23 protein-coding genes and 2 pseudogenes are annotated in these 26894 nt (G+C 41.4%); 7 read left to right on the forward strand and 18 right to left on the reverse strand.

Annotated elements, in window-relative coordinates; genetic code table 11:
- Nucleotides 1–102: 102 nt before the first annotated feature.
- Both Q0688_RS05905 and Q0688_RS05910 read left to right on the forward strand, forming a co-directional pair.
- Nucleotides 103–840, forward strand: a complete 738-nt coding sequence (locus Q0688_RS05905) for a hypothetical protein (protein WP_299074091.1) — start codon at nucleotides 103–105, stop codon at nucleotides 838–840.
- 94 nt (nucleotides 841–934) lie between these two features.
- A pseudogene (locus Q0688_RS05910) lies at nucleotides 935–1183 on the forward strand (endonuclease III); the annotation flags it as partial.
- A gap of 84 nt (nucleotides 1184–1267) precedes the next feature.
- Here the strand turns inward: Q0688_RS05910 and map are convergent.
- Both map and Q0688_RS05920 read right to left on the reverse strand, forming a co-directional pair.
- Nucleotides 1268–2035: a type I methionyl aminopeptidase gene (map, locus tag Q0688_RS05915; protein ID WP_299074092.1), complete on the reverse strand. Its 768-nt coding sequence runs from the start codon at nucleotides 2033–2035 to the stop codon at nucleotides 1268–1270.
- Nucleotides 2028–2234: a ParD-like family protein gene (locus tag Q0688_RS05920; RefSeq protein ID WP_299074093.1), complete on the reverse strand. Its 207-nt coding sequence runs from the start codon at nucleotides 2232–2234 to the stop codon at nucleotides 2028–2030. Before Q0688_RS05920 ends, map begins: the two co-directional genes overlap by 8 nt.
- 178 nt (nucleotides 2235–2412) lie before the next feature.
- Between Q0688_RS05920 and Q0688_RS05925 the strand changes: the two are divergent.
- Nucleotides 2413–2673 (forward strand): annotated as a pseudogene (locus tag Q0688_RS05925) (endonuclease III); the annotation flags it as partial.
- 108 nt (nucleotides 2674–2781) lie between these two features.
- Here Q0688_RS05925 and Q0688_RS05930 read toward each other — a convergent pair.
- The gene (locus tag Q0688_RS05930) at nucleotides 2782–4839 is read right to left on the reverse strand and encodes a TonB-dependent siderophore receptor (RefSeq protein WP_299074095.1); all 2058 of its coding nucleotides are present in this window, start codon (nucleotides 4837–4839) and stop codon (nucleotides 2782–2784) included.
- 76 nt (nucleotides 4840–4915) lie between these two features.
- Here Q0688_RS05930 and Q0688_RS05935 point away from each other — a divergent pair, with 76 nt between their 5' ends.
- A complete protein-coding gene (locus Q0688_RS05935) occupies nucleotides 4916–5305 on the forward strand; it encodes a MerR family transcriptional regulator (RefSeq protein ID WP_299074097.1) in 390 nt (129 codons plus the stop codon).
- 82 nt (nucleotides 5306–5387) lie between these two features.
- Here Q0688_RS05935 and Q0688_RS05940 read toward each other — a convergent pair whose 3' ends face one another.
- Both Q0688_RS05940 and Q0688_RS05945 read right to left on the reverse strand, forming a co-directional pair.
- Nucleotides 5388–6593 (reverse strand): hypothetical protein, encoded by a 1206-nt coding sequence (locus Q0688_RS05940; RefSeq protein ID WP_299074099.1) that lies wholly within the window; start codon nucleotides 6591–6593, stop codon nucleotides 5388–5390.
- Nucleotides 6594–6852: 259 nt separating this feature from the next.
- Complete coding sequence (locus Q0688_RS05945; RefSeq protein ID WP_299074101.1) at nucleotides 6853–9186, reverse strand: CocE/NonD family hydrolase; 2334 nt, start codon at nucleotides 9184–9186, stop codon at nucleotides 6853–6855.
- Between the two features lie 148 nt (nucleotides 9187–9334).
- Here Q0688_RS05945 and Q0688_RS05950 point away from each other — a divergent pair, with 148 nt between their 5' ends.
- On the forward strand, nucleotides 9335–11374 hold the full coding sequence (locus Q0688_RS05950; protein WP_299074103.1) for a winged helix-turn-helix domain-containing protein: 2040 nt from the start codon (nucleotides 9335–9337) through the stop codon (nucleotides 11372–11374).
- Between the two features lie 249 nt (nucleotides 11375–11623).
- A complete protein-coding gene (locus tag Q0688_RS05955; protein ID WP_299074105.1) occupies nucleotides 11624–11815 on the forward strand; it encodes a YwbE family protein in 192 nt (63 codons plus the stop codon).
- Nucleotides 11816–11828: 13 nt separating this feature from the next.
- Here the strand turns inward: Q0688_RS05955 and Q0688_RS05960 are convergent, their stop codons facing one another.
- From Q0688_RS05960 to Q0688_RS06000, 9 genes are all read right to left on the reverse strand, one after another.
- The gene (locus Q0688_RS05960) at nucleotides 11829–12308 is read right to left on the reverse strand and encodes a type IV pilin protein (protein WP_299074107.1); all 480 of its coding nucleotides are present in this window, start codon (nucleotides 12306–12308) and stop codon (nucleotides 11829–11831) included.
- Nucleotides 12305–16387: a PilC/PilY family type IV pilus protein gene (locus tag Q0688_RS05965; RefSeq protein WP_299074109.1), complete on the reverse strand. Its 4083-nt coding sequence runs from the start codon at nucleotides 16385–16387 to the stop codon at nucleotides 12305–12307. Before Q0688_RS05965 ends, Q0688_RS05960 begins: the two co-directional genes overlap by 4 nt.
- A gap of 12 nt (nucleotides 16388–16399) precedes the next feature.
- On the reverse strand, nucleotides 16400–16981 hold the full coding sequence (locus tag Q0688_RS05970) for a PilX N-terminal domain-containing pilus assembly protein (protein ID WP_299074111.1): 582 nt from the start codon (nucleotides 16979–16981) through the stop codon (nucleotides 16400–16402).
- Entirely contained in the window at nucleotides 16978–17838 is an 861-nt protein-coding gene (locus Q0688_RS05975) for a PilW family protein (RefSeq protein ID WP_299074113.1), read from the reverse strand. The genes Q0688_RS05970 and Q0688_RS05975 overlap by 4 nt, the downstream gene beginning before the upstream one ends.
- On the reverse strand, nucleotides 17835–18467 hold the full coding sequence (locus Q0688_RS05980; protein WP_299074115.1) for a prepilin-type N-terminal cleavage/methylation domain-containing protein: 633 nt from the start codon (nucleotides 18465–18467) through the stop codon (nucleotides 17835–17837). Before Q0688_RS05980 ends, Q0688_RS05975 begins: the two co-directional genes overlap by 4 nt.
- 250 nt (nucleotides 18468–18717) lie before the next feature.
- Complete coding sequence (locus Q0688_RS05985; RefSeq protein WP_299074117.1) at nucleotides 18718–19287, reverse strand: prepilin-type N-terminal cleavage/methylation domain-containing protein; 570 nt, start codon at nucleotides 19285–19287, stop codon at nucleotides 18718–18720.
- A 15-nt stretch (nucleotides 19288–19302) separates the two neighbouring features.
- Nucleotides 19303–20430, reverse strand: a complete 1128-nt coding sequence (locus tag Q0688_RS05990) for a hypothetical protein (protein ID WP_299074119.1) — start codon at nucleotides 20428–20430, stop codon at nucleotides 19303–19305.
- Nucleotides 20423–21052: a prepilin peptidase dependent protein B gene (locus Q0688_RS05995; RefSeq protein WP_299074121.1), complete on the reverse strand. Its 630-nt coding sequence runs from the start codon at nucleotides 21050–21052 to the stop codon at nucleotides 20423–20425. The genes Q0688_RS05990 and Q0688_RS05995 overlap by 8 nt, the downstream gene beginning before the upstream one ends.
- Complete coding sequence (locus Q0688_RS06000; RefSeq protein WP_299074123.1) at nucleotides 21046–21564, reverse strand: Tfp pilus assembly protein FimT/FimU; 519 nt, start codon at nucleotides 21562–21564, stop codon at nucleotides 21046–21048. Before Q0688_RS06000 ends, Q0688_RS05995 begins: the two co-directional genes overlap by 7 nt.
- A gap of 103 nt (nucleotides 21565–21667) precedes the next feature.
- Here Q0688_RS06000 and Q0688_RS06005 point away from each other — a divergent pair, with 103 nt between their 5' ends.
- The gene (locus tag Q0688_RS06005) at nucleotides 21668–22084 is read left to right on the forward strand and encodes a type IV pilin protein (protein WP_299074125.1); all 417 of its coding nucleotides are present in this window, start codon (nucleotides 21668–21670) and stop codon (nucleotides 22082–22084) included.
- An 83-nt stretch (nucleotides 22085–22167) separates the two neighbouring features.
- Here Q0688_RS06005 and ispH read toward each other — a convergent pair whose 3' ends face one another.
- Genes ispH through ileS form a run of 4 tightly spaced genes read right to left on the reverse strand, consistent with a single transcriptional unit; the run spans nucleotide 22168 to nucleotide 26875 of the window.
- Nucleotides 22168–23112, reverse strand: coding sequence for a 4-hydroxy-3-methylbut-2-enyl diphosphate reductase (gene ispH, locus Q0688_RS06010; RefSeq protein ID WP_299074127.1), 945 nt, complete (start codon nucleotides 23110–23112; stop codon nucleotides 22168–22170).
- Nucleotides 23113–23132: 20 nt separating this feature from the next.
- On the reverse strand, nucleotides 23133–23579 hold the full coding sequence (fkpB, locus tag Q0688_RS06015) for an FKBP-type peptidyl-prolyl cis-trans isomerase (RefSeq protein WP_299074129.1): 447 nt from the start codon (nucleotides 23577–23579) through the stop codon (nucleotides 23133–23135).
- Nucleotides 23572–24066, reverse strand: coding sequence for a signal peptidase II (gene lspA / locus Q0688_RS06020; protein WP_299074131.1), 495 nt, complete (start codon nucleotides 24064–24066; stop codon nucleotides 23572–23574). The genes fkpB and lspA overlap by 8 nt, the downstream gene beginning before the upstream one ends.
- A complete protein-coding gene (ileS, locus tag Q0688_RS06025) occupies nucleotides 24059–26875 on the reverse strand; it encodes an isoleucine--tRNA ligase (RefSeq protein WP_299074133.1) in 2817 nt (938 codons plus the stop codon). Before ileS ends, lspA begins: the two co-directional genes overlap by 8 nt.
- Between the last annotated feature and the right edge of the window lie 19 nt (nucleotides 26876–26894).

Genomic DNA, 26894 nt, shown 5'->3' on the forward strand with positions numbered 1-26894 from the left:
TAAAGTCCTAACTGTCCGTATGTCGCAAATTATAGCCTTTCGACTAGGTAGCTCTGAACAGGCGGAATAAGGCAGTTAACTTAACGGAAACATGGACTCAATATGGAAACTAGAAAAAGAGCGTTGTCGACTTCATCCAAACCTAATGTCTTTTTTGCATGGTCAGCCATTGTCATGGCGATTATTGTGGTACTAAGCTTTCCGCTTACCTATTATATACCGCTTGTTACCGCATCAAAACAGTTTCAGCTGATACACCATGTGCATGGTGTTGCGTTTTTTGCTTGGATTGGATTCTATGTATTGCAGACTCAACTTGCCATACGAGGCAAAATGGCACGTCACCGTGAACTCGGCATGCTGGGGTTTACGTTGACAGGTGCTGTCATTCTGCTGGGCTATTGGATGGCTCAAAGAGCTGCTGAGTTAAGGATTGCTAGCGGTTTTGACGCTCCTTATGAGTTCACTTGGTACAACATAGTCGATATAAGTCTGTTTTCGTTACTGATGTTAGCGTCTATATTACTAGTCACAAAACACAAAGAATGGCATAGACGCCTAACCTTTACCGCCGCGCTTTGTCTAGTGATTCCCGCAGCAACACGTTGGACATTAAAGCTCCCTAACTTTGACCCGTTTACTTTGGACATTGTTGTATATTTAGTGTTTTCCCCGTTTTTAATTGCTCTGGCACTCTATGACTTTCGTACTCTGGGGCGCCTTCATAAAGCGACCATTACATGTATTGCCATACTTTTGCCTTTACAAATATCTGCTGCTTGGATAGCCCGATCTGAGTGGTGGAATAACGCTGCACCATGGATTATAGGAGCATCTTAAAAAGTGTTAGTAGCATGAATTGCCAACAAATACTTTTTGCAATAACCTACTCTTTCACAATTATATGATTGGTTTTATCAACAACGATACTGCCGCTTTTGGCTGGCCTACTATAGCGGTCGATACCCATATTTTCAGAGTATCGAATCGCACCAAATTAGCTATGGGAAAAAACGTCGACAAGGTTGAAGAAAAACTGCTTAAAGTAGCCCCCGCAGAGTTTAAAGTAGACGTGCACCACTGGCTTATCCTACATGGGCGTTACACCTGTATTGCCCGCAAACCACGCTGTGGTTCTTGTATTATTGAAGACTTGTGTGAGTTTAAGGATAAGACTGAATAGTCAAACGCTACCATTTAGTAACAATTGAATCTGGAGATAACTAGGGCAATTACCACACTAGAAGTTAAGACTTTAATTATTGCCTTAAAAGTGCTCTTTATCTCTGAGGGTAAGCACTTCAAAGCCGTCAGATGTAACTAAAATAGTATGTTCCCATTGAGCAGATAATTTTTTGTCTCGAGTGACCACTGTCCATCCATCTTTTTTGGTCTTGGTTTTATAAGATCCCTGATTGACCATAGGCTCAATAGTAAAAGTCATACCTTCTTTTAAGGTGATGCCAGAATCAGGTTTACCAAAATGTAAAATTTGAGGCTCTTCGTGCATTTCCCTACCAATGCCGTGCCCACAGTAGTCCCTAACCACACTGTAACCATACTTTTCAACGTGGTTCTGTATAGCATTCCCTATATCACCTGTTGTCGAGTTAGGCTTTACAGTCTGTATGCCTTTCCACATAGCTTCATAAGTAACATCGACCAGTCTTTTAGCAAGTGGTGTAACCTTGCCAAGACAATACATTTTACTACTGTCAGAAATAAACCCATTCTTTTCTAAGGTGACATCAATATTAACTATATCGCCGTTCTTTAACTTTTTCGCCTCCGAAGGTACTCCGTGACAGACAACCTCATTTATTGATGAATTTAAAACGTATTGGTATCCATATTGCCCTTTACTAGCTGGCCTAGCTTTCAACTTATTAACAATAAAATCTTCTACAAAGTCATTAATTTCTAACGTTGATTTGCCAACCTCAACAAATCTATCTAACTCATTGAAAACCTCAGCTAGTAATCGACCCGATTTACGCATAAGTGAAATTTCTTCGCGAGTTTTGATATTATTCATTGATAAGTTTCATAGTTGAAATGTTTTGATTTTTTTTCTCTCGTTCAATAATTTGTTCGTATGTCATCGTTGGATTTTGTTCTGCAATTCTACCAATTTTCATCCAAAACTCTGCTTGAGAGTTTATTGAACGTTCCATTACCGAGCTGTTTTTCCTAACTTCTTCATGAAGTTCATCTGAAATTTTTACTATACCCAAAGGACCCACCCACTACACTTTGCTACATTTTGATATACTTTACTACACTTCGAAGCATAACATATCAAGTCAGACATAATAAGTTTTTCTAATTGGTAAGTAACATTTTAAGAGAGTGTCTATTTTGACGTAACCAACCACATAACACACATTAATGTTTACTCGTTAATATGAACATCTACTTTAATTATCTTTTGGCTGGCCAACTATAGCCGTAGACACCCACATCGACGGCGTATCCAACCGCACTAAATTTGCCATGGGTAAAAACGTAGACTTAGTAGAACAAAAGCTTTTAAAGGTGGGTCCGGCGGAGTTTAAAGTAGACGTGCATCGCTGACTAATTCTGCATGGTCGCTACACTTGCATCGCCCGTAAACCCCGCTGTGGCTCTTGTATTATTGAAGACTTGTGTGAGTTTAAGGATAAAACTGAATAACGCGAGTCTGCATAGAACCAGACTCGGTCATTTTTTAAATAAAATCCAATATGCTACAAAGGGTTAAAGGTGGGCTTGGAGCCTCTTTTGGTATCTATGGGTTTAGTGTTAACCTCCGAACTTAACTCTGACGCCAGCGTTAGCAATAAACCCATCGTTTCTCGACCAGATGTCTGTCGTCCATTGGCCGCTTGATGCTCTAATAGGTAAAAGCAGTGGATGTTCATCGCTTTGTTTCACATCCAGTAAATTTTCAAAGTTGATAAACCAACTGACAGGTCCAAGGGTGATTTCTCCCATAAGGCCTAAGTGCCAGTATGGTTTTGAATCATCAAGATAAGGATTATTCTGCAAACTTTGTGAGCCGGTATAATAGGCTTCAAAACCTGCACGAAAGTTGCCATGCTGTTCCCACATGGCAACAAAGCCAGCAGAATGTTGCGGCGTCAGAGCCATTTTTTTCCTGTCCTCATTATCATTCCCTTGTTCAGTCGCATCTAAGTACAAATAACTCGCCGTTAGTTTGATATCCTTCCAATAGTAGCGTAGCAAAACTTCAGAGCCGCGAATTTGACTTTCCCCTTTGGCGTTAATCAACCTGACCCTATCCAATACTCCGTTACTGGCAGATGAAAAAGCGTCGAGCTCTGTCGCATTGTCAACGTTCGAGCCAAACAATGTCAGACTGGTTTCAATATTTTCAAACTTATAAGTGAAGTCCAACGAGGCTGTTTCGGCAAGCTCTTCATGTAAATCCTGCATTGGCTCAAGTCTAGAAAGTCCTGCTGCTTCTATCTCTTCTACAAATGCTGTTGGTGCGTAAAATCCCCGACCGTAGGAGCTTCGTATGGTTAAATCACCCGGGCGGTAGAGTAAGGAAATTCTGGGACTAATTTGAGTGCCATACTCACTGTGTTGATCAACTCGCACGCTGTAAGACGTTGTTAGTTGATGTGACACTTCGTAGTCTAATTGTGCGAATATTCCGGGAACCTCATAAGAGTACTCAAACTCAGGGTAGCTATTTGATTGGAAAATATCAGACTGATAGGCCATGCCTATGACCCAGTCATTGTTGTCACTGTATCCAGACAGGCTACTTTCAAATAGATAACTTTGGTGTTTATCAACGTCCTTAACATCACCATAAAGGTGTTCATGGCGCTGCACCATAGCAGACACCTTAGTACTAAAGGTAAACGCTTTTAATATTGGCAAGGTGTATACCAGTCCACCATCGTTTCGGCGGGAGTGTTGAGATTGTTGAAATGGCTCTCCGTCAGCAACGATACTACCCTCTAGGGTTCCCCCTTCACGATTTTCAGTCATATACCCAGTGGTCACGTAGAGGCTTTCCCCATTTTCCCCTTCCCAAAAAAGTCTGGGTCTAAGGGTATATCTTTCGTAACCTGCCAAATCAATCCAGCCGTCGTTATCAATATCCTCACTTTTTTGATGATTGGCCCCAGCTGTTAAGGACCCCTTTAATGAATCGCTTAAGGGGGATTCTGCGTAGGTGGTGATGTCCTGTCCATCACGAGTCGTTAGGTTAAGCAAGGTCTCAGCATTAAATTTCTCACTAGGTCGTCTTGACACCAAATTAATGACTCCCCCTAACGCAGATCCGCCATACAAAGATGATGCCGAACCTTTAATAATTTCAACTCGGCCCAAATCAGTTGGTGGTATTTGCAGCAATCCTATTGATGCGGCCTGATTTCCATAAAGTGGCAAACCATCAGCCAATAATTGGGTATAACGTCCATACATTCCTTGCAGTCGAATATTAGCGCTACCCAATGCTGGAGAAGTAGTTTGCACCCGCACGCCGCCAGTCTCTGCGACTAACATTGAAATGTTTCCCGGGCGCATGGTAGCTTTTTCTAGTATTTCTTCTCGGTTGATAAGCTCTACACGCATGGGCTGTTCATCAGCAATTCGACCGGAACGAGTGGCTTGAATAATAATTTTCTCGATTGCTTCAGAATGGTCATGTTCGTCATGTTCGTCATGTTCGTCATGTTCGTCATCATGTTGCTGCTGGGAAAGTTCGAGTGCGGGGGTATTTCGAATGTTTGAATCGGAAGTGATGTCTTGAACAGCATAACTAACAGTAGTTGTGCCAAGAAGCACACACAACAAGGTGGATCGAGATATTGAATACATAGTCAGGTTCTATCGAATAAATTTATGGGCAACTGATATACTGAAGTATAAAGGTTATAGTGACTGGAAGGTCAAGATGAAAATAAGTGAACTCTCTGGTGCGTCAAAGGTGCCAACAAAAACGATCCGCTACTACGAACAGATTGGCCTAATTGCTCCTGCAATTAGAAATGATAATGGCTATCGTCTGTACCAGCCAAAGGATATAGAAACACTGGTGTTTATTCGTCGCTGCCGAGAATTAAATATAGCTATTGATCACATAAGACAGCTGATTGATGTACAGCAAAATCCTCAAGCTTCGTGTTCATTAGTGGATGAAATTATTGCCAAACAACTAGAGCGAATTCAGCAAACCCAAAGAGAACTTGCTTTGTTAGAAACATCGTTATTCGCTTTGGCGTCTTCATGTGCCAATCATAAAATAGCAGACTGTTCAATATTACTTCATCTAAAGTCAAAATGAGATGACTACTGATATGAGTTTAAAGATAACATTGAATAACATGTTTTTAGGGGGCTCTAATTTACAGCATCAATCAGCAAGCTTATTGATTACTAAGCCAAGTCAGTAGCTTCTGGTAAACCTGTTGATCTCCCAGCATCTGCAAGTGGTTTATATTGGCACTCGTCCATTGCCTAGATTCAGGAAATCCCAAGTCTAACTCTGCATTTTTGTGTTTACCTAAGGCACTATCAATTGATACTAAGCCGTCTCCTAATAGGTGTTGGGTTGTTTTCCCAGTACTGGTAGCGATGGCATAACATTGCACACCTTCAGGTAAAGGCACAGGACTGCGTTGGTCTGCGGTGAACTCAAAACGGTCTTTATCTAACCAGTCTGACTCTTGTATATAGCCATAACGCAGGTCGGTAATGCCCGCACTGCGAATTTTTATCAAACTCGATAAAGGTGCGGTATAAAAATGAGAGCCCAATATAAGATCTAAATAATTGCCTGTTTTTTCCAGCGCGGCGCCATGGTGAGGTGTCCCTAAAAACATTATCTTTTTGAGCGAATCAGGCCAGTTATAGCCTGTACTCTGTGCCACCTGATAAGCACTACGAGAAACTAACCCGCCCATGCTATGGGCAACTATATTAAGTTGCAGAGGCTTATCCGAAAAAGTTGTTAACGACTCAAGTAATTCAGCGAAGTCCTTGCCGTTATCTGAGATGTGACGCCCAGTATTGTAATGCAAGTACAGCACGTCCATGCCTAATGATTTAGCGAGCTGTGCACCATGATCCTGACCTTTGTAATTCCATTGCAGATCATTCATACACAAACCGTGAACCATAATAAGTAACTGTCCACGACTTCGTTCAACGATAGCTGAAAGTTGCGATCTATCCAAAGTTTGCCCGTTTACACGAAACTGCATTTTTATCGCAAGAGAATTGTCGCTACTCTCTAAGTAATCTCCTAACACACCATTGACTGCTGACAATAAGTTGTGATTTTGTTGAGAGTCGGGTTGAGAATTTATGACGCTACTTAATATAGCTAACGGTTTATCGATGTTTTTGCCAACCATCTTAGTTATCTGGCGAACGTTATGATAAACCAGCCCTCCTATGCCTGAAACTTGCTCCTTTTTGCCTTGCGAGCTCCCACTCATAGGATCTATACGGCTATGCAATGATTCAACGATATCGGTAATCGCCGTTACCGCATCTATGGTTAACTGGCTCACACCTTGAATTTTTGAACTCACTTTAATTTTATCATCTTCATTATTGGGGTGATTCATTTTTATCGGCTTGAAGAAATAAAGTTGCCAAAGACTATAGCAGTTACCCTCACTAAGTAACCGAATTGTAGCTAATTCAATTGACTGTTTATCTAACTACGCAAAGTTTGCCATAGGTAAGATGCGTGTATTGCCCGTAAATACGCAAAAATACAGGTACGATTAATGACTTATGTAAATTGACACAAGGCAGAGTAAGCCAACTGCAACACTACGTAACGGCTGGCTTTTGTAATGAGCAATATTCGTATGCTTGCAGCTACAAGCTATCGTTGTTTTGAGATAGGTGATTAAGCTTCAGCGGTAGGTTAATTTGGGAAGACAAATACCATTTTAACTTCAACTTTTTGCCCGCTTGAGAAACATGCTCATGGTTTACTCCCTTCCCTGTACCTAAATTTACCTGCGCATCGACGTTCTTATTCACATTTAGGACCAGAACAATCTTGCTACCTTTTTTAATCAACTTAGATGTAAATCGTGCATTAACAATAGGAACTCGGCGCTTTTCATTAGGGATCAGTAAGCGTCTATTACTCATATCATCTGCGTAACTGGCGCGACTTCGGTAATTGTTTAAATGAAATACGTCACCATTAGTGGTTACTTCATAGTAGTTAAAGCCAATATCTACATCTCTTTTATTGATTGCAATATCAAAAAAACCCGTAATCGCGCCACTAAGTTCCATGTCTTGCTTTAGTACAGCTGTTTCAATTTGAATCCCCCCTTGTTTGTTAATACTGTTTTGAATAACAGGCCAGGGTGCGCGATTTCTTTGCTCTGTTCTATCAGCCATATCAATAGTCTGTTCGATGTACTCATTAGGTTTTGAGGACTGTTTTTGTGCCAGCTGATAATTTTGTTCGTGATTCATTTTTTTGTCTTGAATATAAAAACTCAATGCTTGTTGATTGAGTGCTTGTAGTGAGTCAGCAAACCGCCACTCATTTGTGCCCATAACTTGGTAATTCACTTTATTTTGCACGAGCTTTGGCTTGGATTTGTTATATAAGACGTGATCAAACCACTCAAAGACTACTTCATCTGTATCTTTTTCAAGCGCCACAGGGTCTAACTCGTAATTACTGTGATGTGAACCGGGCTTGTTTTGTGCAGACCTATGATTATAAGGGCCAATTAAAAGCGCATGGTTCGCATTGGGGTTATATTTATAGTGCTCGTGCAGATAGTTAAGTGCTGATATTTGACCTCCTTCAAAATAACCAGTAATGCTGAGCACTGGAATATTAATTCGTTGGTAATCTTTTTGATGCGGAACCATGTTTTGATAAAACGCGTCATCTTCTGGATGTGCCAGCCATTTTTGTAACCAAGGGTTTGGCTTTTGGGCGATTTTATCGATATCAACTATTGCACGACCACTAGTATAAAGCTCATTTACTATGCTGTCGGTGCGCTGCCAATCATTATAAACACTGTTGTCGACCGTTTTGTTGTTCGTAACAAACAATGGCCATTCAAAGTTGCCGGTTAAAGCAATGTTGTTTTCGTAGGGTAAGCCTGTAATAAGATTTGCCGCAACATAAGGTGCTATCGCTTTTAAACCTTTAGGCATATATTTAGCCGTTGCCCACTGAGTAAAGCCATTGTAACTCCCTCCGTACATAACCACTGAACCATTACTCCATATTTGCTCTGTGATCCAATTAATTAGTTGAGACGCATCTTTTCCTTCGTGCTCCCAAGGTACCATCTCATTACGACTTGAACGCTTACCACGAGAATTGGCTACAATACCGATATATCCGTGCGCTGCGGCATGCATGGCGGTTTTAATATGGGCGCCCTCATCGGCGTAAATGGTAAACTGTAACGCTGTGCTATTGGGCTTATTTTGACCTCGACTTCGTACAATTGTGGTTGATAGCTCAGTACCATTTTTTAACTTCACCAACACATCCGATTGGATAACAAAGCGACGTTGTTGCTCTAATTTTAATATTTTATTAGAAACCGGGATGATGACTTGTAGCACGTGATATAAATGGGTATTGACGGCAATATTAATCATGGCTTCTTGAGATAATTCCGCTTCATTTTGCAGCTGTTTGTATACATTAAACGCATAGTCTTTGGCTCCTGAAACCGACCAACCCAGAGCCAAAGACATTTGTACAAACACCTCGTCATTAAGCTTTTCAAATTTTCGCTGGATTAACTCTTTCGCCTTTAGCGCAAAACGTTTTTTCGATACCTTTTCATTACGTAGGGCGATGCGCGTTTGATGAAACATTTCGTAATGGGAAAATTCCAATGTGTTGCCCTGCTGCATGATATTGCTTGAAATTAACCCAAACTCACCACGTAGCGACAACAAGGCAATTTTATTGAACATACTTTGCTGTGCAATTTCATCCCTTGTAAGGTTGTTGGCAAATGACTTTAGGTCACTTTTAAACGCCTCTGAAGATAAAATACGATCGACATCTTCAACAGTTGTTAATTCGGTTTCAGCAATAATGCTGGGCACTGGATATTCTGGATTGTTTGTAGCATAGGTATTTTGTAATAAGTTTAGTAAGATAATGACCAAATAGATCGCCACTGTTGTTAGACTCGATTGTTTCATTTGTTTTTCCATTTCTATAGTTCGCAATAAATATTGGTCACACCGTATGATGTTGACGACTTAAAGTCCTGACAATGAAATGAAAAGTTATGACTTTTTATGACCGCCTTAATTTAAAAGGGCTGCGCGGCAGAATCAATAGGTATATATGAGCTGGAAAATTAAAGAATTTGTGTTCCATGAACAGCAACAGACGTTAACAAACGAGCAAAACACGCTGAAAATAGAACCCATGATGTGCGAACTTTTAGCATATTTTTGCCAGCATCAAAATCAAATTATCAGTAAAGAGCAATTGCTTGAGGCTGTTTGGCATGGTCGTTACGTAAGCGATAATACAGTCAGTAAGCTCATTACTAAGCTCAGAAAAGTATTGCAGGATAATGCTCGAAATCCTGAATTTATTGTTACTGTCCCCAAAAGGGGATATCAATTCGTAGCAGACGCTAAGCCTATTCAAGAACAGTCAAATCCCCATACAAAGAGTGGCACATCAACTGTGCCACCTTTATATTATAAAGTCTGTTTACTCGCCTTGGCGTTACTCACTATTGTTACCCTTGTGTGGTTTGCGCTTTCAAATCATGCCAGTCCTAAAGTTATTGTTTCTGCAAAAGCGGTCACATCAGATAAAGGTAGTGAGTATTTTCCTAGTTTTGCTGCTGACGGCGAACGACTCTCCTACATGAATCATGACGGTGAAAGGTTCAAACTGTACGTAAAAAACATTTTTTCTGGCGAACAAGTTGAAGTAACTCATGGTGTCGGCGAAGGAGTTGGCCCGGGTAATTGGAACGATACTGGCACCAAACTCGTATATTTAGTGGCAACTAAAGAAAGTTGTCAGTACTTTATTCGCGATTTCAATGGCTTAGTCATGTCTGAGCCGACATTAATATATACCTGTAACCCCGGAAGTTATGGTGCCATTAAATTCACTCACATTGATAATTTGCTTATCTTCTCTGAATCTCCAGAGGTAGGAAAACCGTATTCTCTTTATTCATTAGATCTTGAATCAAATAAAACTCAGTGGCTTCCACAGCCAGATATTCACATAGGCGGGAATAATCAATTTGACGTACATCCAACTCAAAATAAATTACTGATATCCTCTCCAGATGAACAACAGTGGGAAGGGTTTTATCAGTTGGATTTAGATACCCAGCGATTACGTTCTCTGTTTAAGCTTAACGCCTATATTTGTTGTGGCATTTGGTCACATGATGGTGAACACGTTGTGCTAATGGGCGAACATCCAGCCCGTGAAATCATTCAATATGATCTTGATGGTAGCAATGAAACAGTCATATTTGCCGGCCCTCAACAACTACATCGACCTGAACGACATAGCAATGGCATCGACTATGCGTTTTCGGTAGCTAATTACGACTTGAACGTAAATGAATACGTTATAAGTGCACACCAAACGCAGCCGATACTAAATGACACTTTCGACGAAAGATTAGCTGTGCTGTCGCCTGCTGCGAATCGAGTCGCCTATATTAGTTTAACGTCGGGAAATGAAGAACTGTGGTTGTATGATCGAGATACAAGTAACAAGAAAAAAGTCACGCAATTTGCAGATGGCCGACACTATTTAGATTTGGCTTGGTCGCCGGATGAAATGAAAGTAGCGGCACTGACCTTGAATGGTATTCACATCATTGATCTGAACACAGGTGAGGCCGATGTATTGACCTTACCCGAGAAGGAATTTCGAGGAATGTCATTTAAATCACCTCATCACGTTGCCTTTAGTATGAAGTTGGGCTCGGTCTGGCAAGTGGTTGAATTTAATTTGAATGACAATTCTATGGTGCGTCTTGATCCCCAGTGGAAAAGCATTCAATACGATACATTGCCAGAGAATTGGTTGTGGGTTGACCAAAATAACAAATGGTTTCAAGGAGAAAACCCAACACCTTTAAAACTAGCAAAGCAAAACTTATCCGTTTTTTATGGCAGGCAGTTTAACGTTAAGAAAAGTGGAGAATACATTGCGGTTTTCGATAGGCATCAGGAGCAACTTCAGATCTACAAAAATGGTTCAGATAAACCCTTCACCTCCCTAAATAGCCAAATAGGGCATTTTTCAATCAAAGGAGACATTGTGTTAATTAGTCAAAAGTCGTCAGAAACAAATGACAGTGATATTTACCAAACTTTTAGCGTAAGCGCTAAATAGACCGCAAACCTTAATGACTTGTAACTCAATCAATATGTATTAAATAAGTAACGTCTTCACGATTGATTTGGTTTTCGGTTGAACAAACATCATTTGGGCATTCATGTGGACTAGTTTTTTGTCTATTACAAAATACAATTCTAATTTAAGCGCATGACAGAAGAGCGTAATATCCCATGGGAAGTCGCTGAATGAACAAGTAGTCAATGCAACAAACAATGATGTAAAACTAAAAACGAGGGACTAAAAATGGCAGGCACAAAAAGAGCGAATATAAAAATTGGCGCACAGGTTTCAATTGTTTTAAAACAAGATCAAAATACCGGCAGTTTGACCGAAGGGGTGGTGCAGAAAATCCTCACCAATTCACCCAATCATCCCCATGGGATTAAAGTCAGATTAGAAAGTGGACAAGTTGGTAGAGTGAAACTTATCCACTAATTAAATGCGATTATTAACAATTCCAACAGAATTCTGAAGCATTATAGGTACCGTTGTTATTGGCATCCCATGCTCTGCGCCCGTCGCTATAAAAACCAACATTACCGTCGCCGGCTTGGGGGGTTCCCGATACAGGCTTAGCTTCAAGCAGGTAGGCACTACCTGAAGCTTCACTGATGTATAAATCATATTTGCGATTGGCATAGGGCTCTGCTGATGGCGAGTGCTGATGAAAAATATCAGGCTTACCCGTATCAGCAGCTGATTCTGCCGCGCCTTGGTAACTAAAACTAGCGGCTTTATGTCGCTCCATCGCAGCGGCAAGGCTGACTAAATCAGCTTGAGCCGCACCACGATTTGTGTCCACCATAAACCCTTGATAGCTAGGGTAAGCAATAGTCGTGATAATGCCAATAATGGCGACCACTATCATTAGCTCGATTAATGTAAATCCTTTTTGAGCTTTATTTGTAACATTTAGAACTGTTTTCATGGTCTTTCCGTTTCTGTTTGCCAACTGCTTTTTTGTACTCGTTCAAAATAGCTGTGAATATTCTCAGCTAAACACTCGAAGTCTGAGCCACATTCTACTTTGTTTCCATCCTCATCAACATCGATAACGGTGGACGCACATTCAGTTCCTAAGCAGATAATAGGTTTAATAATATCTTCAATTAGTATTTTGGTATCGGGAGCTATTCCGGTTTGCTTTAACTGTGCAAAGCGATCATCGTGTAACTGAGTACCATCTTGATTTAGATCGACAACTGAGTTGCCATTGATAAGTTCAACCAAGTATGCACGACTGTTACCAGTAGGCGGAGCGCATTCACTTTCACTAGCCGTAGCTGGCAAGTAAGTGGTAAAAATCACTTGATAATCCAAAATCAGTGGCGAGGCGAGAACCTTCTCCCCTCCCGTACCTAGTCTAATGTACCAACCCTGAGCTTCGGAAAATTCATCGTGAGCTAATTCTTGCACATCGCTATCTGAGGATGTGAGAAGATGATCGGTAGCATCATACAGATCACCCAATCCTAATGGCGTAGCAGGTAGGGCAAAGTTTCCATTGATATCCAGTGTAAATACACCTTCATCTTTTATCATGTAAAATTGATCACTGATTACAGTATTTAATGGATGAGCTCGGTAACCAGTACCCTGCACGACCGCATAATAGTGATCACTACCTAGACTGATCTCAGATACATCTGGGCCATAGAAAAAGCGTCTGTTATCTTCTTGGAGATCGCCACCAAAATTAGCAAGGAGCCCACCTGTCACTAAATTGCTTACTGATTCACCATTGTGAATATCTAACCTAAACAATTGACCTCCCATATCTGCGACATACATATGATCGGCAAGCCCATCATTTTCGCGGTCAATAACAGAAATCCTTGCAGGAATACTGTAGCCCATTTCAGGTAAGTTTAAATCTGCGTTTTCGTCACTTGCTGACCATAACAACTGACCGGTATCTGCATCAACAATAAACACAGAGTTACCAACCGAATCAGGACTTCTAAGTAATTTATTGTCTTGATCTTCGTCATACCCACCACCAAATATCAATACATCTTTACTAATGCCACCTACTTTAATCTTGGTCACTGTAGGTTTCGACCAAGTTTGCCCTAAGTTTGCAAAATCACCGGTTCCGCCCGCTATTTTGAACATCAGCCTTGGATTAGTTTTGCTCGTAATATCAAAAGCATAGTAGTTGTTACCGCCACGGCGCATACCAACATACAAATATATGTTGCTACCCACTGTTCTTAAAACCATATCTCCATCTAATCCATAAATATGAGAGAAAGTCGAATTATCGAGATAGAGATCATGCAAATTATTTAGTAAATCTTTTGGTATAACGGCAAAGTTTTCTTCCCCTGTTGAGGGATCAAAGGAATGCAAGAAACCATGGTTAGTGGCCACAAACACCGCACTGTCGGTCAGGGAATAGTTAACGATGACAGGTTGTGAATGAATAGGGTCACCCATAGTTTTCCTTGCGTCAGTTGTGCTGCCATTAGCGTTATCGTCTTTAACATCAACACCTCGCGCCCATTTCAATACGGTTTCGCGGGTGGCGTTAGGATTAGCCGTTGCACCTACAGCTAAGTCTGCCACAGTTAAGCTAGTGTTGTTTTCATGTAATAGATTTGCAGTTTTAATAATGGTACCCACGCCATCAAAAGCATAGGCACTACGAGGTAACCCCATTTTACCCGCAGTTCCCCCCTCTCGAACATCATTCCCGTCTGCTAAAAGAGACCAAAAGCTGTGAGCGCTATCATTGAAGAACCCAGTTACGCTGTCCACCGCATTTAAGCCATTCTTATCCATAATATCCGAGCCATCTAATCGATATCGTTTAACATTTCCTGGCCAAATCGCCCCTTCTGCTGGCTTAAATAATGCAAAATATAACTCATCATTATGGGTCAATCGGTTAAGCTGGTTTACCGCCACACCTGGTGACACAAAAGTGGCATTTACATCTTTCACGGTTTTTAATATCGACTGGAAAACACCCACTAAGTCCTCAGAGTTTTCAGCTGTGTAGAAGTCACCATTACCGTTAATCGCTAAGTTATTTAAAAAGGAGTTGGCCGTTGCGCCTGCCGCAAAGCCAATTGTGTGGGTGAACACTCGCGCATCTATTTTAGAATCATCACCATCGCTAATATTTTTAACAAGGTCCACACCGCATTTTTCACCACCAGAACCGCTACAGGACTTCCCTAGCAAGGCTGAGATTTCAGTCACACTATGATTGTTATTTGCGACCCCATCAGATAACAAAACGATGTGATTGTTAGTTTGACAAACTTGATCAGTTATTGGACTGATATAGTCAGCACCTGATGGAATATATTGATTTTTACAATCACTACTGCTTAAATTTTCAACTGTACAACCTGAAGGTAAAACCGAATCATCCCCAACATAAGACAGTCTATGACTTACACGGGTGTTTTGACGAACTGTATTTGAAACAGTGGATTCACCGCGTTTTTTTCCATAATAAACAGGTAGACCACCATAATAACTGGCAGCTTCGTACAAGGTATCCACTATAGGAGTTTGTCCACTGGCGCTTAAAGAATCAACCTGACTGACAAGATGCTCCCGTACGGTTGAGGTACTACCAGGTGTAGCACTTCCTTCATATTCTATGACCAATCTAACGGTAGATGATGGCTTTCCGTTATAAGTGTAGGCGCCGCGAGACCCGACAAAATTGGAGAAAACAAACATCATATCATTACCAATATTCCAACCACCGCGGTTAACAATTTGTTGAACAATGCTAGTTACAGGAGGGCTCTGATAGGTATCATTTTTAAGCCATTGGGGGATGCCAGTCCAGGCAACAGATGCCGTTTTTGGTTTATCTCGTAACAAATATCTAGGGTAGGATTTAAAACTACTAGGATCATTTTGATTCACGCCAGAGATATTAAAACTAGCAGTAGAAGTGGAACTATTGGTATTCGCTGTAAACTCCAAGTACGCATTGCTAACAGTCGCACCTTGAGGCAACCCGATTTTCCTAAATCTAACCCCGATATACTTGTTCGAAGTACTTTTAAATGACAACTCTGTACCTGTAGATTCATAACCATCATTACGCTCTTCGGCATTGTTTTTCTGTGAATCGACTTGATAACTTAACTTACCCTTCACACAACCCGTTGCCGTTGTATCATCGTATACCACTACTAGTTGTGGAGTGAGACCTTCACCGTCTTCATATGCAGGTGACACACGAGCACTACTGGCCCCTAGCCCTTGGCCTTCAACTAAAATATTTAGGGCGTTACCACCACACCAACTTGCTTGATCAACAATTTCTTGGATAACACTGCTTAAATCAGGGGATACTAAGGTGTCACCGGATTCAGGCCAGTTATTATCTGTATCCCACAGCACTGAATTCGTGGTTTTAATTCGATCCGATATATCATTATTGGTGTTGCTAAAAGTCGTTGAATCACCAACCAGCTCACCACTAAACGTTAAGTCTGTTGCGCCGAGATTTGGCTCATGTGAGCTAAATCGAATATAGGCACGGGTTACTACTGCTCCTCGAGGTATATTTAGATCTTGATAACGAAGACCTAAGGTCACTGTATTGGTACCGTCTGATAACTTTAGTCTATTACTGGAGGTATTAACCGATGACGATATTTCATAGGCATCATCAGTGTCTTGTGAAATAGAAGTAATAATTTCAGGAGAAACAGGATCATCTATGGGTCTAACGGGATATAAAACGGGGCCACCAAAATCTGAAAAACGCATTAATCCAGCATTGATATTAGTGACGGAATTAAGGGTTTCTTTTAGGGCATTTTGCACACGCAACATTCTGGACTGAGTGCCACCATCTTTCCCTCCCATACTACCCGACGTATCCATGATAAAGAGTACATTTGGATTAAAAGTGACCTCATTACCTGCATTGCCAAGGTATATTTCGGTGTCATCGGCACTTACTAGCTGGCTAAAGATGGTCAAGCTCGTCGCTAAACCTATTGCTAAAATTCTGTTAATATTTTTCATGATAAACACCACTTATTGAGTTGCTGGCGCAAACACTGATGCATTGACAGAATTTGCCACTGCGTAATTACTATCGTCCATTTGCCCACACCCTCTTACAATAAAGATATGACAACTGATATTACTTCCACCTATTACGTTGCTTGAGCCAACACATGGTTGCTCACGGACAAAGGCCGCACGAGACCAACTTTGCACCACAGGTTTATCGGTGTAATTTCCTGGAATGATATGTTGGGTATTTTTTGTTAAACCATTTTTAGTCAGGATCCTGTTGGTCCAAGTTTCGTCATTAAAACAACTCAAATCTTGCGCCCCTAGGTCTAAAAGGGTTCCCGATCTTGCGGCTGACAATGGGTCGTCTCTTGCTGTGTCACTAAGAAGCGCTTCATCTTCAGATTCAAACATAACAGCAGCGATAGCTGATTCTGCTGCATCAAATGAAAGTGAGCGTTTTTCCATGGATGTGGCCATCTTAGTTTGCATCAAGCTACTTGAGACAGAAGACACCCCCAAGATGGTGAGACTCATGAGTATTAGTAAAGAAAATACCATGACCATGCCAGAATTTTTGTGTTTAGATAGATAGTTCATATATTTCTACTTCGAGCGAAATTTTTGCTGTTACGCAAAGTGATTGTGGTTTCAAACTGTTTGTACAACCGCTCTTCAGATGGTTGTATCGGGTCTTCATTTAATAGTTTGAATCTAGGAACAGGGCTGATTGATACTTCAGAATCCGCTTTGAGCAATAATGCAATGCGAATAGCCACCACTAAGGCGCCTGCAGCCTTTTCAGCGCCTAAGGTGTCTGCGTCGATAAATTTCACCGGCCTTGCAGAGTTGTCTTTTGAAGCAATATTATCTGTAATGCCATATTGAACCTGAAAACTGATGACGTCATCTAACAATGTATAAGCATCATCATCCTCAACTGACACTTCTTGCCCCCTTAACACTCTGCCATTATATCCTTTACATTTTAACGAAGTTCCTTCTAAGAAATATTCGTTGACTACCAAAAATTCCTCATTGAGTGCATAACCATGAGTCGCGCCTCTACAGTCCTGACTTGCCTGCAGTGTGACCATCAAGGTATCACTAGTCACCCCCGCCCCTTCTATAGCCCCTTTATCAAGGCCATTAGAAAAGTCTCCCAACACTGGGATGGGGTTGTTTTGAGCAAACGCGGCTTCAACCACTATATCAACATCATTATTTAGCTCAGGGCGCAACATATCGTAACGTCCAGTCATAATTAAATCGTTTCGTAATCTTGCGATAATAAAGCGGCCATTCTCTTGAACAGATGCGATTGATCGATTTAAACGCTCGGTTGAATTATTACTAATCATCACCTGAACGACAGCAGCAGAAATAATCAGACCTAATGTCAGTGAAATCATTAGCTCAACTAAGGTGAAACCTCTTTGTTTGTCATAATTTCTCATAATGTTACATCCACTGAAACGCAGTCATGGGGTAGGGTTTCATCAACATTACAATCAGCATTTAAGGTTCGTTCAATACCTTGCCAGCTTTCTACTGGCCAACTTAAGATAACAATATGCTTTGAGCCTACGCTACAAGAATCAGTATCGGCTACATTCTTATCTTCTTCACAGCTTAGGTTAATTTTTAATTCTGGATTGGCCGCAACCGCTGAGCAGGACACCTCGTACGCATCAAATACAGCGAGTTGCGCTGCGGTACAAGTGAGTGTATTGCAATCAGGGATTGCGACGGGACGCTCAATACAGTAACAAGCATGTGGCAACCCACTGGCACAAGACATATTTGCAAAATTATATAAGTCTTCGTCAAAATAATCGTTATGCACTACTAATCCTTTACCTAAGGGTGAGAATACCGCACTAGATCTTAAACGTTCAGTTAACTGTTGAGCAACCAACACAGATTGGGAGCGACTTAGTGCTTCAGAGTTAGTAAAGGAGCCAACAAACTGCAAATAGGCGACACCAAGCAAGCCCACTGATAAAATAAACAAAGTTACCAGCACTTCAATCATGCCTACACCTTGTTGATTATATGGATACTGTTGTCTTGGTGTGCTCTTCACGTTTATTCTCACTCTGGTTGCAAAACATAAATTTTCAAATAATTGCCTAGATAAAGCTATGACTAGATAGTAGCTAAAATTATCAAGCAGTAGGTTATTAGTAGGGGAATAAAGGTATATATTTTGAATGGTTAAGTATGAAATATCACAATAAACACTTTTAAAACAATAGATTATCACCTAGTTACTTGACATAAAGCATAGTGGATTTTCAGGTTGCTGCTCTTAACTGAATGAATTATTTTTAGCCTTAAGGTATGGCGAGTGTACTTGGCAATCGATACTTAGCATGAAAGCTTGATGCTTGTGCAACAGGGGCGATATACCCAAACATATCCAATTGCTTACTATCGCCACTGGTATCCATCCAAGTAACCATAACCTTCACACTTTTTAAATCGGCGAATCGGCCCTTTTTAGTTGGAAAAAACGGGGCACCAAACTTTACCCAAGTATCCGCAACATCATCAAAATTGGTATCGACAAAATACAAATTTTCAACTTGCCATTGAGTATCATATGTTTGCATATTGGTAGCAGACGACAGAATCACTTGTTGTTCTCCGGCTGGCGTACTGCCCCCTAAATTAGTCTCGATGCTCTGGTAGGATTTACCCCCTTCAACATGACTAAGTTGCTGAAAATAAGATAGATCTGCTAGTTTATTTTGAGCTAACTGCAACGCTAGTCCCCTTAGATTTATTTTTGCGTCTGCGATAACGTACTCACTTTGAAGAGTGACATAACCAGTAACACCTAACATAATAATTAACGACGCTATAGATACTTCAACCAGAGAGAAGCCCTTTTGGTTTTCCATTAGATTCCCCTCCTCTTAAAAATCATGCCAACTACCTGGTACAGAAGCGATTCTTTTTAGACTCTTATGGCTTTGTAAATTAGCCATCACATCTTCGTCAAACACAACGCGCGTTAGCCCGTTTTTAGTTCCCAATTGATAATTACTGACCACAGCCCCCAACACAGCACTATCGGTATGCATATTTATATCTAACACCTTAATCGAGTTATGTGGTTTAAATGCAAACAAAAGGCCGTAAAATACAACATCGCTTTGAAACTCAACATTTCCATCGAACACTATCAATATAACTGGCGCAGTTTCATGGGCGACAAAGGTACTGGCTGCTACCTCGCAATCTCCATTTATCCATATCAGGCCCCAACTGCCGACATCTAAACTATCGCAATCTGTGAAAACAAAATCGGCTTGTTCTTGTAGCTGCTTCCATTCACCAGCTGGCACATTAAACAGATAACTAAACAGATCTATAGGAAATGTCATTGACCCATCACTTATATCGGTATGCTTTAGATTATGATCTGAATAAGTGTTTGAGCTGCAATTTCCGGCATTAAACGCATTGACAGCACAACTATGATGAAGGGTACCGGTTAAAGTAATCATTTCATCTGTCCACAATGACAAGGGTGCAGCAGCACCTAAACCATCAGGATTGGCTGCTATTTCAAATTGACCATCAGTGCTAAACCCCTGCTTGACTATCAAAGGAGCGCTAGGCAGGTTAAAGAGTATTGGGTACACCAAATATTGTTGAGCGACTGTGGCCTTGGCTAAGCCATCCGCTGATGTGCCTATTGCTTGTATAGTCACCAACTGACGCTTATCCAGTAAATCTTCACTGACTCCAGTAATAACAAAAGTACTGTTATCACCTAAGCTGCCCGTAATCTCACTATCAGGCCATAACTTATGGCTATTGAGCACCGCCAATCCTTGGTTGAGTCCTGCATTGGCTGATGCTTGTGCCCATTTCTGATTTTGAGTATTTAACAGGATTTGATGTTCAAATGACTGTATTTTTCCCGTATATAGGGTAACAAGAGTCACCATAACCAATAACAACACTACTGTTAACAATATCGCCGCGCCTTTCTGATTTTTAACGCTAATGTTATTTTTATACCCTTGTTTATTCATAGTTTTCTATCAGCACACTGGTGCTAATCCGCCTTGATATATTAGGGTGTTTTTTCAGGCGCGCCTGTAAATCAATTTTGACCCGAGCTTGAGTCATTTGCTGTTGGGTTATTTGTTCAAGACTAAAACTAAAGTCCGTTACTTGAACAACTTTAGGATCCGTTAAATCATGCCATCCTGATAAATCGCATGCACTACCATCTAAACGGATTTCAATGGCACGGTCTTTTAAACGAAAACCATAATTTTCATTATTAGGGGCGCTATCTAACACGCCATTTTTATTACGATCATAGGCAAAATTAATACAACTATTAGCTTGCTCTGCACCATATGCTGCAATGATTACGCTACCGTCAAAAGGGTTAAAGTGTCCAATTGGACTTATCACGATTTCTTTCGTATGGGCGTAATACCCAGCTCGTTTTAAATCATGGCTTATAACGGCAATAACTGCATTTAGTTCCTCTTCCAACCTAGAGGCTGCCAGTAAATTGGCGTTCAACGCGATACCATGGCCAACTAGCGAGGCCATAGCTGTTATTGATGCTAGCCCCAGAGTCATAGCAATCATCAATTCAACTAAACTATTTCCTCGCTGCTGAATAGATAGAGTTAACATGGCTCATATCCCCCAATATAAGTATCCACTGCACACACTCTAACTCGCCCCATGTTACTCAGAATCAACTTGAGTTGCTTTTCTCCGTCACCAAAAACAACAGACCCCGCATGACCAATCGCCAACCCTCGATTTCCATCAAAAACGGCCACATTGTTAGGCCCAAATGTAACTGTGTCGATACTGACAAAGTTATAATCTGCATAAGTAACTTTTTGCTCTACGCCATCTAATGTGCATGCATTGGCTATGGCACAATCACACAGGCCCGTGTCACTCAATGCAGCGCACCAATTTTCACCAGGTTTTAATGCTATGGTTATATCAGCACTTTTAGTGATTGCTGCCACCCGAGCTTGTTGAAACGCAAAATAGCTAGACTCGGCCGCGCCGCGCAACTGTAAGTTTTTTTGTATCCCATTAATTGCAGGTGAGCCAAGAGAAACAACAAGTACCATAATTGAGATAGTAATGAGTAATTCAAGAAGTGTTAACCCAGAAATATGATGCATATTGGTATCCTTACTTAGCGCCAATGTAGAATTAGCCTATAATTAAATCCCTTAACTAGAATGTAGTTCAATTTATTCAAAAACGCATACAAAAGGAATCGCTATGCCAATACACTTCAAGGATCGCAACCCTCAAAGGTGTTCAACCATTGGCACTGAAGACGGCGTGACACTAATAGAGCTGATGGTAGTTGTAATAATAATTGGTGTGCTCGCGAGTGTTATTTTCCCTACTTTTAAGCAACAAATCTTGGCATCAAGACGAGGGGACGGGATCACGCAACTACTGCGGCTAAAGATACAGCAAGAAGCTTTTAGATTAGAGAATGATAGTTTCGCGACAACAGCACAATTAGGCCTACCGACTAGCGAATATTATACCTTTAGTGTTTCGAATGTTTCTGCTACCACCTACACCATCCACGCCCAGGCGATAGCTAGTCAAACATCAGATATAGGTTGTGTACATCTGCAGATTGATCAATCTTTGAATAAAACGCCAAGCACGTGTTTTTTATAGTCTAAAGTTCACGCTTGTTAACCTGAACCTTGGATAGTTAAAGAACCTTTTGACCCACAATTTCTTTTCTAGGTAACGAGAAATTAAGAAATATTTTTAATTCGCAATTCTTTAGGTACTGCAAACTCAATATTCTCTTCACGGCCTTTTCTTTCGATGGCCTTGGTTGCACCCCACTGCTTCAAGCGTTCAACAACACCTTGCACTAACACCTCAGGAGCTGAAGCCCCAGCAGTTACTCCAATATGAGCTACGTTTTCTAGCCATTGCTTTTGAATACTTTCAGCGTCTGCAACTAAATAGGCTTTCGCACCAATTTTCTCGGCTAACTCCCTGAGGCGATTTGAATTGGAGCTGTTTTGTGCACCCACAACTAGCAATAATTCACAGTCAGCAGATAACTCTCTTACTGAATCTTGACGATTCTGGGTAGCATAACAAATATCGTCTTTTCGGGGTCCTTCGATGGCAGGAAACTGTAACCTTAAGGCGTCGATTACATCGGCTGTATCATCCACAGATAAAGTGGTTTGACTGCAATAGTAAAGCTGTGAAGGGTCGTTAACCGTTAAACTTGCGACATCTTCAGCTGACTCCACTAAATAAATCCCGCCATTAGGGTTATCGTATTGACCCATAGTGCCTTCTACTTCTGGGTGTCCGTGGTGGCCAATTAAAATGCATTCTATGCCTTTTTTGCTGGCGCGCATCACTTCCATATGCACTTTCGTCACTAACGGGCATGTGGCATCAAAAACTTTTAAGCCTCGACTATCCGCCTCAGTACGTACAGCTTGAGACACGCCATGAGCAGAGAAAATAACAATACTGTCATCGGGTACTTCAGATAACTCATCCACAAACACAGCGCCACGATCTTTAAGGCCATCTACCACGAATTTATTGTGTACTACTTCATGGCGCACAAATATGGGGGCCGGAAACATTTCTAAAGCACGTTCAACAATAGTGATAGCACGGTCAACACCAGCACAAAAACCTCGTGGATTAGCAAGATGGATCTGCATAGTTTTTCCTTACAACCTAATTAGTTTACTGACAGTATTTCAACGTCAAACGTGATGACTTGCCCAGCCAAAGGGTGATTAAAGTCAACGGTTACTGAGTCCCCTGTCACTTCACGCACTATACCCGGAAGCTCGGTTCCATCTGGCTGTGTAAAGGCAATGATCATGCCCTCTTCAGCTGGTGTATCTGCCCCAAACTTACTCCGTTCGAGGTGATGTAAATTATCTGGGTTCGGCATACCAAAGGCATCATCTGCTTCCAAAGTGAATGATTTTTTATCGCCCACTTGAAGACCCAACAAACAATCTTCAAAATTAAGAGTTAGACTGCCATCACCTATAACTAACTTAGCAGGTTTGTTATTAACACGGGTACTATCGGCTGCTGAGCCATCGGCCAATTTCAGGTCGAAGTGCAACACCACTTCACTCCCTTGCTTAATTATACTTTCGGCCGACTCAGTCATGGTTTTCCTCTTTATTCTTGATCATATCAATTATCAACAGTGCTGCTCCAATACAAATCGCGCTGTCGGCCACATTAAACGCAGGCCAATACCAATCTTGATAATACAGCACTAAAAAATCAATCACGTAACCATGAATTAATCTATCAACGGCATTACCTATAGCTCCGCCTATAATCAAACTAAAGGCCATTGGCATAAGAATTTGTTCTTTACTAGTTTGTTTTAACCACCACAACACCATGGCACTGACACCAAAAGCGATGATAGTAAAAAACCATCTTTGCCACCCGCCCGCATCGCTCAAAAAACTAAAAGCCGCGCCATAATTATAGACATGGGTCAAATTGAAAAAGGGCAATATCTGAATAGCTTGATAGTGCTCAATATTTTCAAGCACTAAGGTTTTGGTATATTGATCAGCAATAAACACCAATAAAGTTAACCACAAAAAGCGCCATCCCGTTTGGGTGAAAAGTTTAAGCATAAGCGCGTTTTTCACCCTCACCATCTACGTTGTCAACGCAACGATTACAAAGCTCAGGGTGAGCGGCATGACTACCCACATCTTCACGATGATGCCAACAACGGCTGCATTTTTCAGAAGATGATACAGAAACGGCAACTGCCAAACCTGTCACTTCGGTTGCTACCGCACCCGCGGGAATATCGCCGGTTTCAACTACAGTCGCGGCAGACGTTATCAACACAAAGCGCAACTCATCTTCAAGCTTTTTAAGTACTGCTGCCAAATCACTGTTTACATACAGTGTCACTTCGGCCTGCAGCGAGCCTTTAATTCTTCCATCTTTACGGGTCATTTCAATACAGCGGTTCACTTCATTTTTAACCGCTAAAACTTGCTGCCAAAAATCATTACTAAAGTCGCTAGTTAAGCTCACTTCAGTTAACCCTGCGTACCATTGACCGGTAAAAACAAATTTGTCTTGTTGCCAAGGCATTGATTGCCATAATTCTTGGGCGGTAAAACTGGTGATTGGTGCCATCCAGCGCACTAATGCTTCGATGATATGATACAAGGCACTTTGGCACGAGCGACGCGCATGGCTGTCGCCTTTAGCTGTGTATTGTCGGTCTTTAATAATATCCAAGTAAAAACTGCCCAGCTCGATAGAGCAGAACTGCATTAACTTTTGAGTGACCACCAGCAAGTCGTATTTTTCGTATGCTTCGATAATGTCCTGCTGCATAGTAAAAGCACGGCCCATCACCCATTTATCTAATTCCACCATATCTTCGATGGCAACCAAGTCTTTACTTGGATCAAAACCGTTTAGATTGGCTAACAAAAAGCGCGCAGTGTTACGAATTCGGCGATAAGCATCGGCTGAACGATTTAGAATTTCATCTGATACTGCAATTTCGCTACGATAATCGGTAGAAGCCACCCAAAGACGCAAAATATCGGCACCTAATTTACCTGTTACTTGCTGCGGCGCTATGGTATTACCAATGGACTTTGACATTTTCTTGCCATCACCATCCACAGTAAAACCATGAGTTAACACTTGTTTATAAGGCGCATGGCCTTTAGTCGCAACCGATGTCATAAGCGAAGACATAAACCAACCACGATGTTGGTCAGAGCCTTCTAAATACAAGTCTGCCGATGCTGGAATATCATCCCGTTGATCCACGACAAAATAGTGCGTCACCCCCGAGTCAAACCACACATCTAAGGTATCTGGTACTTTGACGAAGGTTTCAGCGTCTGCGCCTAACAATGCTTCAGGCTCAACATCCCACCAGGCTTGAATGCCCTTTTGCTCCACCAGCACAGCCACTTGTTCTAACAACTCATCAGTGCGGGGATGCAATTCGCCGGTGTCTTTATGTACAAATAAGGCTATTGGTACACCCCAAGTGCGCTGCCTTGAAATACACCAATCAGGTCTACCAGATACCATAGTTTCAATGCGACTTTCGCCCCACTCTGGGATCCATTGCGTTTTATGAATTTCTTTAATGGACTCTTGCCGTAAACCATTTTTGTCCATGCTGATAAACCACTGGGGCGTGGCTCGGAAAATAATCGGCGTTTTATGGCGCCAGCAATGGGGATAACTATGGTTGTACACATGATAGTGCAACAATGCCCCATGCTCTTTTAATACTTCAATCACATGGTCATTAGCCTTAAAAACATGTTCACCGGCAAACAATTCAGTACCTTCTAAGTACACACCATTAGCACCAACCGGGTTGGCAACTTCTAAGCCGTAATTTTTACCTACATTAAAATCGTCTACACCGTGGCCAGGTGCCGTATGTACACATCCTGTGCCTGATTCGGTGGTCACATGGTCACCTAAAATCAGCGGTACTTGGTAGTCATAAAACGCATGATGCAGGGCGTGATTTTCGAGGTCCTGCCCCTTACAAACACCTAGAGTCTGAAAATCCTCAAAACCAAAACGTTGCATACAATCCGCTACTAAATCAGAGGCAATGACTAAACATTCAGTCCCTTGTTCGCCTTTAATCTGAACCAAGCTGTATTCAAGGGTTGGGTGAATACTCACCGCTCGGTTTGCGGGTAAGGTCCAAGGGGTAGTCGTCCAGATAGCAACTGAAATATCACCATCTGCTTTGGCAGAAAAACAAGCTGCTAGTTTGTCTGCATCAGCAACTTTAAAACGTACATCGATTGACGGTGAGTTTTTATCTTGATATTCCACCTCAGCTTCGGCCAATGCCGAGCCACAATCTGTACACCAATGCACTGGTTTAAAGCCTTTTTCAAGATGACCAGAACGCACCACTAATCCAAATTCGCGGATAATATTAGCTTCTGACTTGAAGTCCATAGTTTTGTAGGGGTTGTCCCACTCACCTAAAATACCCAAGCGAATAAAATCGGTCTTCTGACCATTAATTTGTTTCTCGGCGTAGTCGCGACATTTTTGTCTAAATTCTGCCACTGAGACTTTTTTACCGGGTTTACCGACTTTTTTCTCAACCATCAGTTCAATGGGCAATCCGTGGCAATCCCAACCAGGCACGTAAGGCGCATCAAAATCTGATAAGGTTTTTGACTTAACAATAATGTCTTTTAGAATTTTATTAACCGCATGACCAATATGAATATCGCCATTTGCATAGGGAGGACCATCATGCAAGATAAAGGGGGCTTTGCCTTTTTTAGCTTCACGTATTTGCTGATAGAGTTTTTCCTCGGTCCACTTTGCAAGCATTTTTGGCTCGCGCTGCGCAAGATTGCCACGCATAGGAAACTCAGTTTCCGGCAGATTCAGGGTGTGTTTATAATCACTCATTGCAGGTTTTATCCAAATT

Origin of the sequence: uncultured Paraglaciecola sp. (assembly GCF_937123705.1) — a bacterium.
Taxonomy (GTDB): domain Bacteria; phylum Pseudomonadota; class Gammaproteobacteria; order Enterobacterales; family Alteromonadaceae; genus Paraglaciecola.

Coding starts and splice junctions, on each gene's coding strand:
- ispH (WP_299074127.1), bottom strand. CDS start 23,112: ATGCAGATCCATCTTGCTAATCCACGAGGTTTTTGTGCTGGTGTTGAC.
- Q0688_RS05955 (WP_299074105.1), top strand. CDS start 11,624: ATGGCAGGCACAAAAAGAGCGAATATAAAAATTGGCGCACAGGTTTCA.
- Q0688_RS05985 (WP_299074117.1), bottom strand. CDS start 19,287: ATGGAAAACCAAAAGGGCTTCTCTCTGGTTGAAGTATCTATAGCGTCG.
- ileS (WP_299074133.1), bottom strand. CDS start 26,875: ATGAGTGATTATAAACACACCCTGAATCTGCCGGAAACTGAGTTTCCT.
- Q0688_RS05960 (WP_299074107.1), bottom strand. CDS start 12,308: ATGAAAACAGTTCTAAATGTTACAAATAAAGCTCAAAAAGGATTTACA.
- Q0688_RS05905 (WP_299074091.1), top strand. CDS start 103: ATGGAAACTAGAAAAAGAGCGTTGTCGACTTCATCCAAACCTAATGTC.
- Q0688_RS05990 (WP_299074119.1), bottom strand. CDS start 20,430: ATGAATAAACAAGGGTATAAAAATAACATTAGCGTTAAAAATCAGAAA.
- Q0688_RS05965 (WP_299074109.1), bottom strand. CDS start 16,387: ATGAAAAATATTAACAGAATTTTAGCAATAGGTTTAGCGACGAGCTTG.
- lspA (WP_299074131.1), bottom strand. CDS start 24,066: ATGCTTAAACTTTTCACCCAAACGGGATGGCGCTTTTTGTGGTTAACT.
- Q0688_RS05930 (WP_299074095.1), bottom strand. CDS start 4,839: ATGTATTCAATATCTCGATCCACCTTGTTGTGTGTGCTTCTTGGCACA.
- Q0688_RS05935 (WP_299074097.1), top strand. CDS start 4,916: ATGAAAATAAGTGAACTCTCTGGTGCGTCAAAGGTGCCAACAAAAACG.
- Q0688_RS05995 (WP_299074121.1), bottom strand. CDS start 21,052: ATGTTAACTCTATCTATTCAGCAGCGAGGAAATAGTTTAGTTGAATTG.
- map (WP_299074092.1), bottom strand. CDS start 2,035: ATGAATAATATCAAAACTCGCGAAGAAATTTCACTTATGCGTAAATCG.
- Q0688_RS06000 (WP_299074123.1), bottom strand. CDS start 21,564: ATGCATCATATTTCTGGGTTAACACTTCTTGAATTACTCATTACTATC.
- Q0688_RS06005 (WP_299074125.1), top strand. CDS start 21,668: ATGCCAATACACTTCAAGGATCGCAACCCTCAAAGGTGTTCAACCATT.
- Q0688_RS05970 (WP_299074111.1), bottom strand. CDS start 16,981: ATGAACTATCTATCTAAACACAAAAATTCTGGCATGGTCATGGTATTT.
- fkpB (WP_299074129.1), bottom strand. CDS start 23,579: ATGACTGAGTCGGCCGAAAGTATAATTAAGCAAGGGAGTGAAGTGGTG.
- Q0688_RS05940 (WP_299074099.1), bottom strand. CDS start 6,593: ATGAATCACCCCAATAATGAAGATGATAAAATTAAAGTGAGTTCAAAA.
- Q0688_RS05945 (WP_299074101.1), bottom strand. CDS start 9,186: ATGAAACAATCGAGTCTAACAACAGTGGCGATCTATTTGGTCATTATC.
- Q0688_RS05950 (WP_299074103.1), top strand. CDS start 9,335: ATGAGCTGGAAAATTAAAGAATTTGTGTTCCATGAACAGCAACAGACG.
- Q0688_RS05975 (WP_299074113.1), bottom strand. CDS start 17,838: ATGAGAAATTATGACAAACAAAGAGGTTTCACCTTAGTTGAGCTAATG.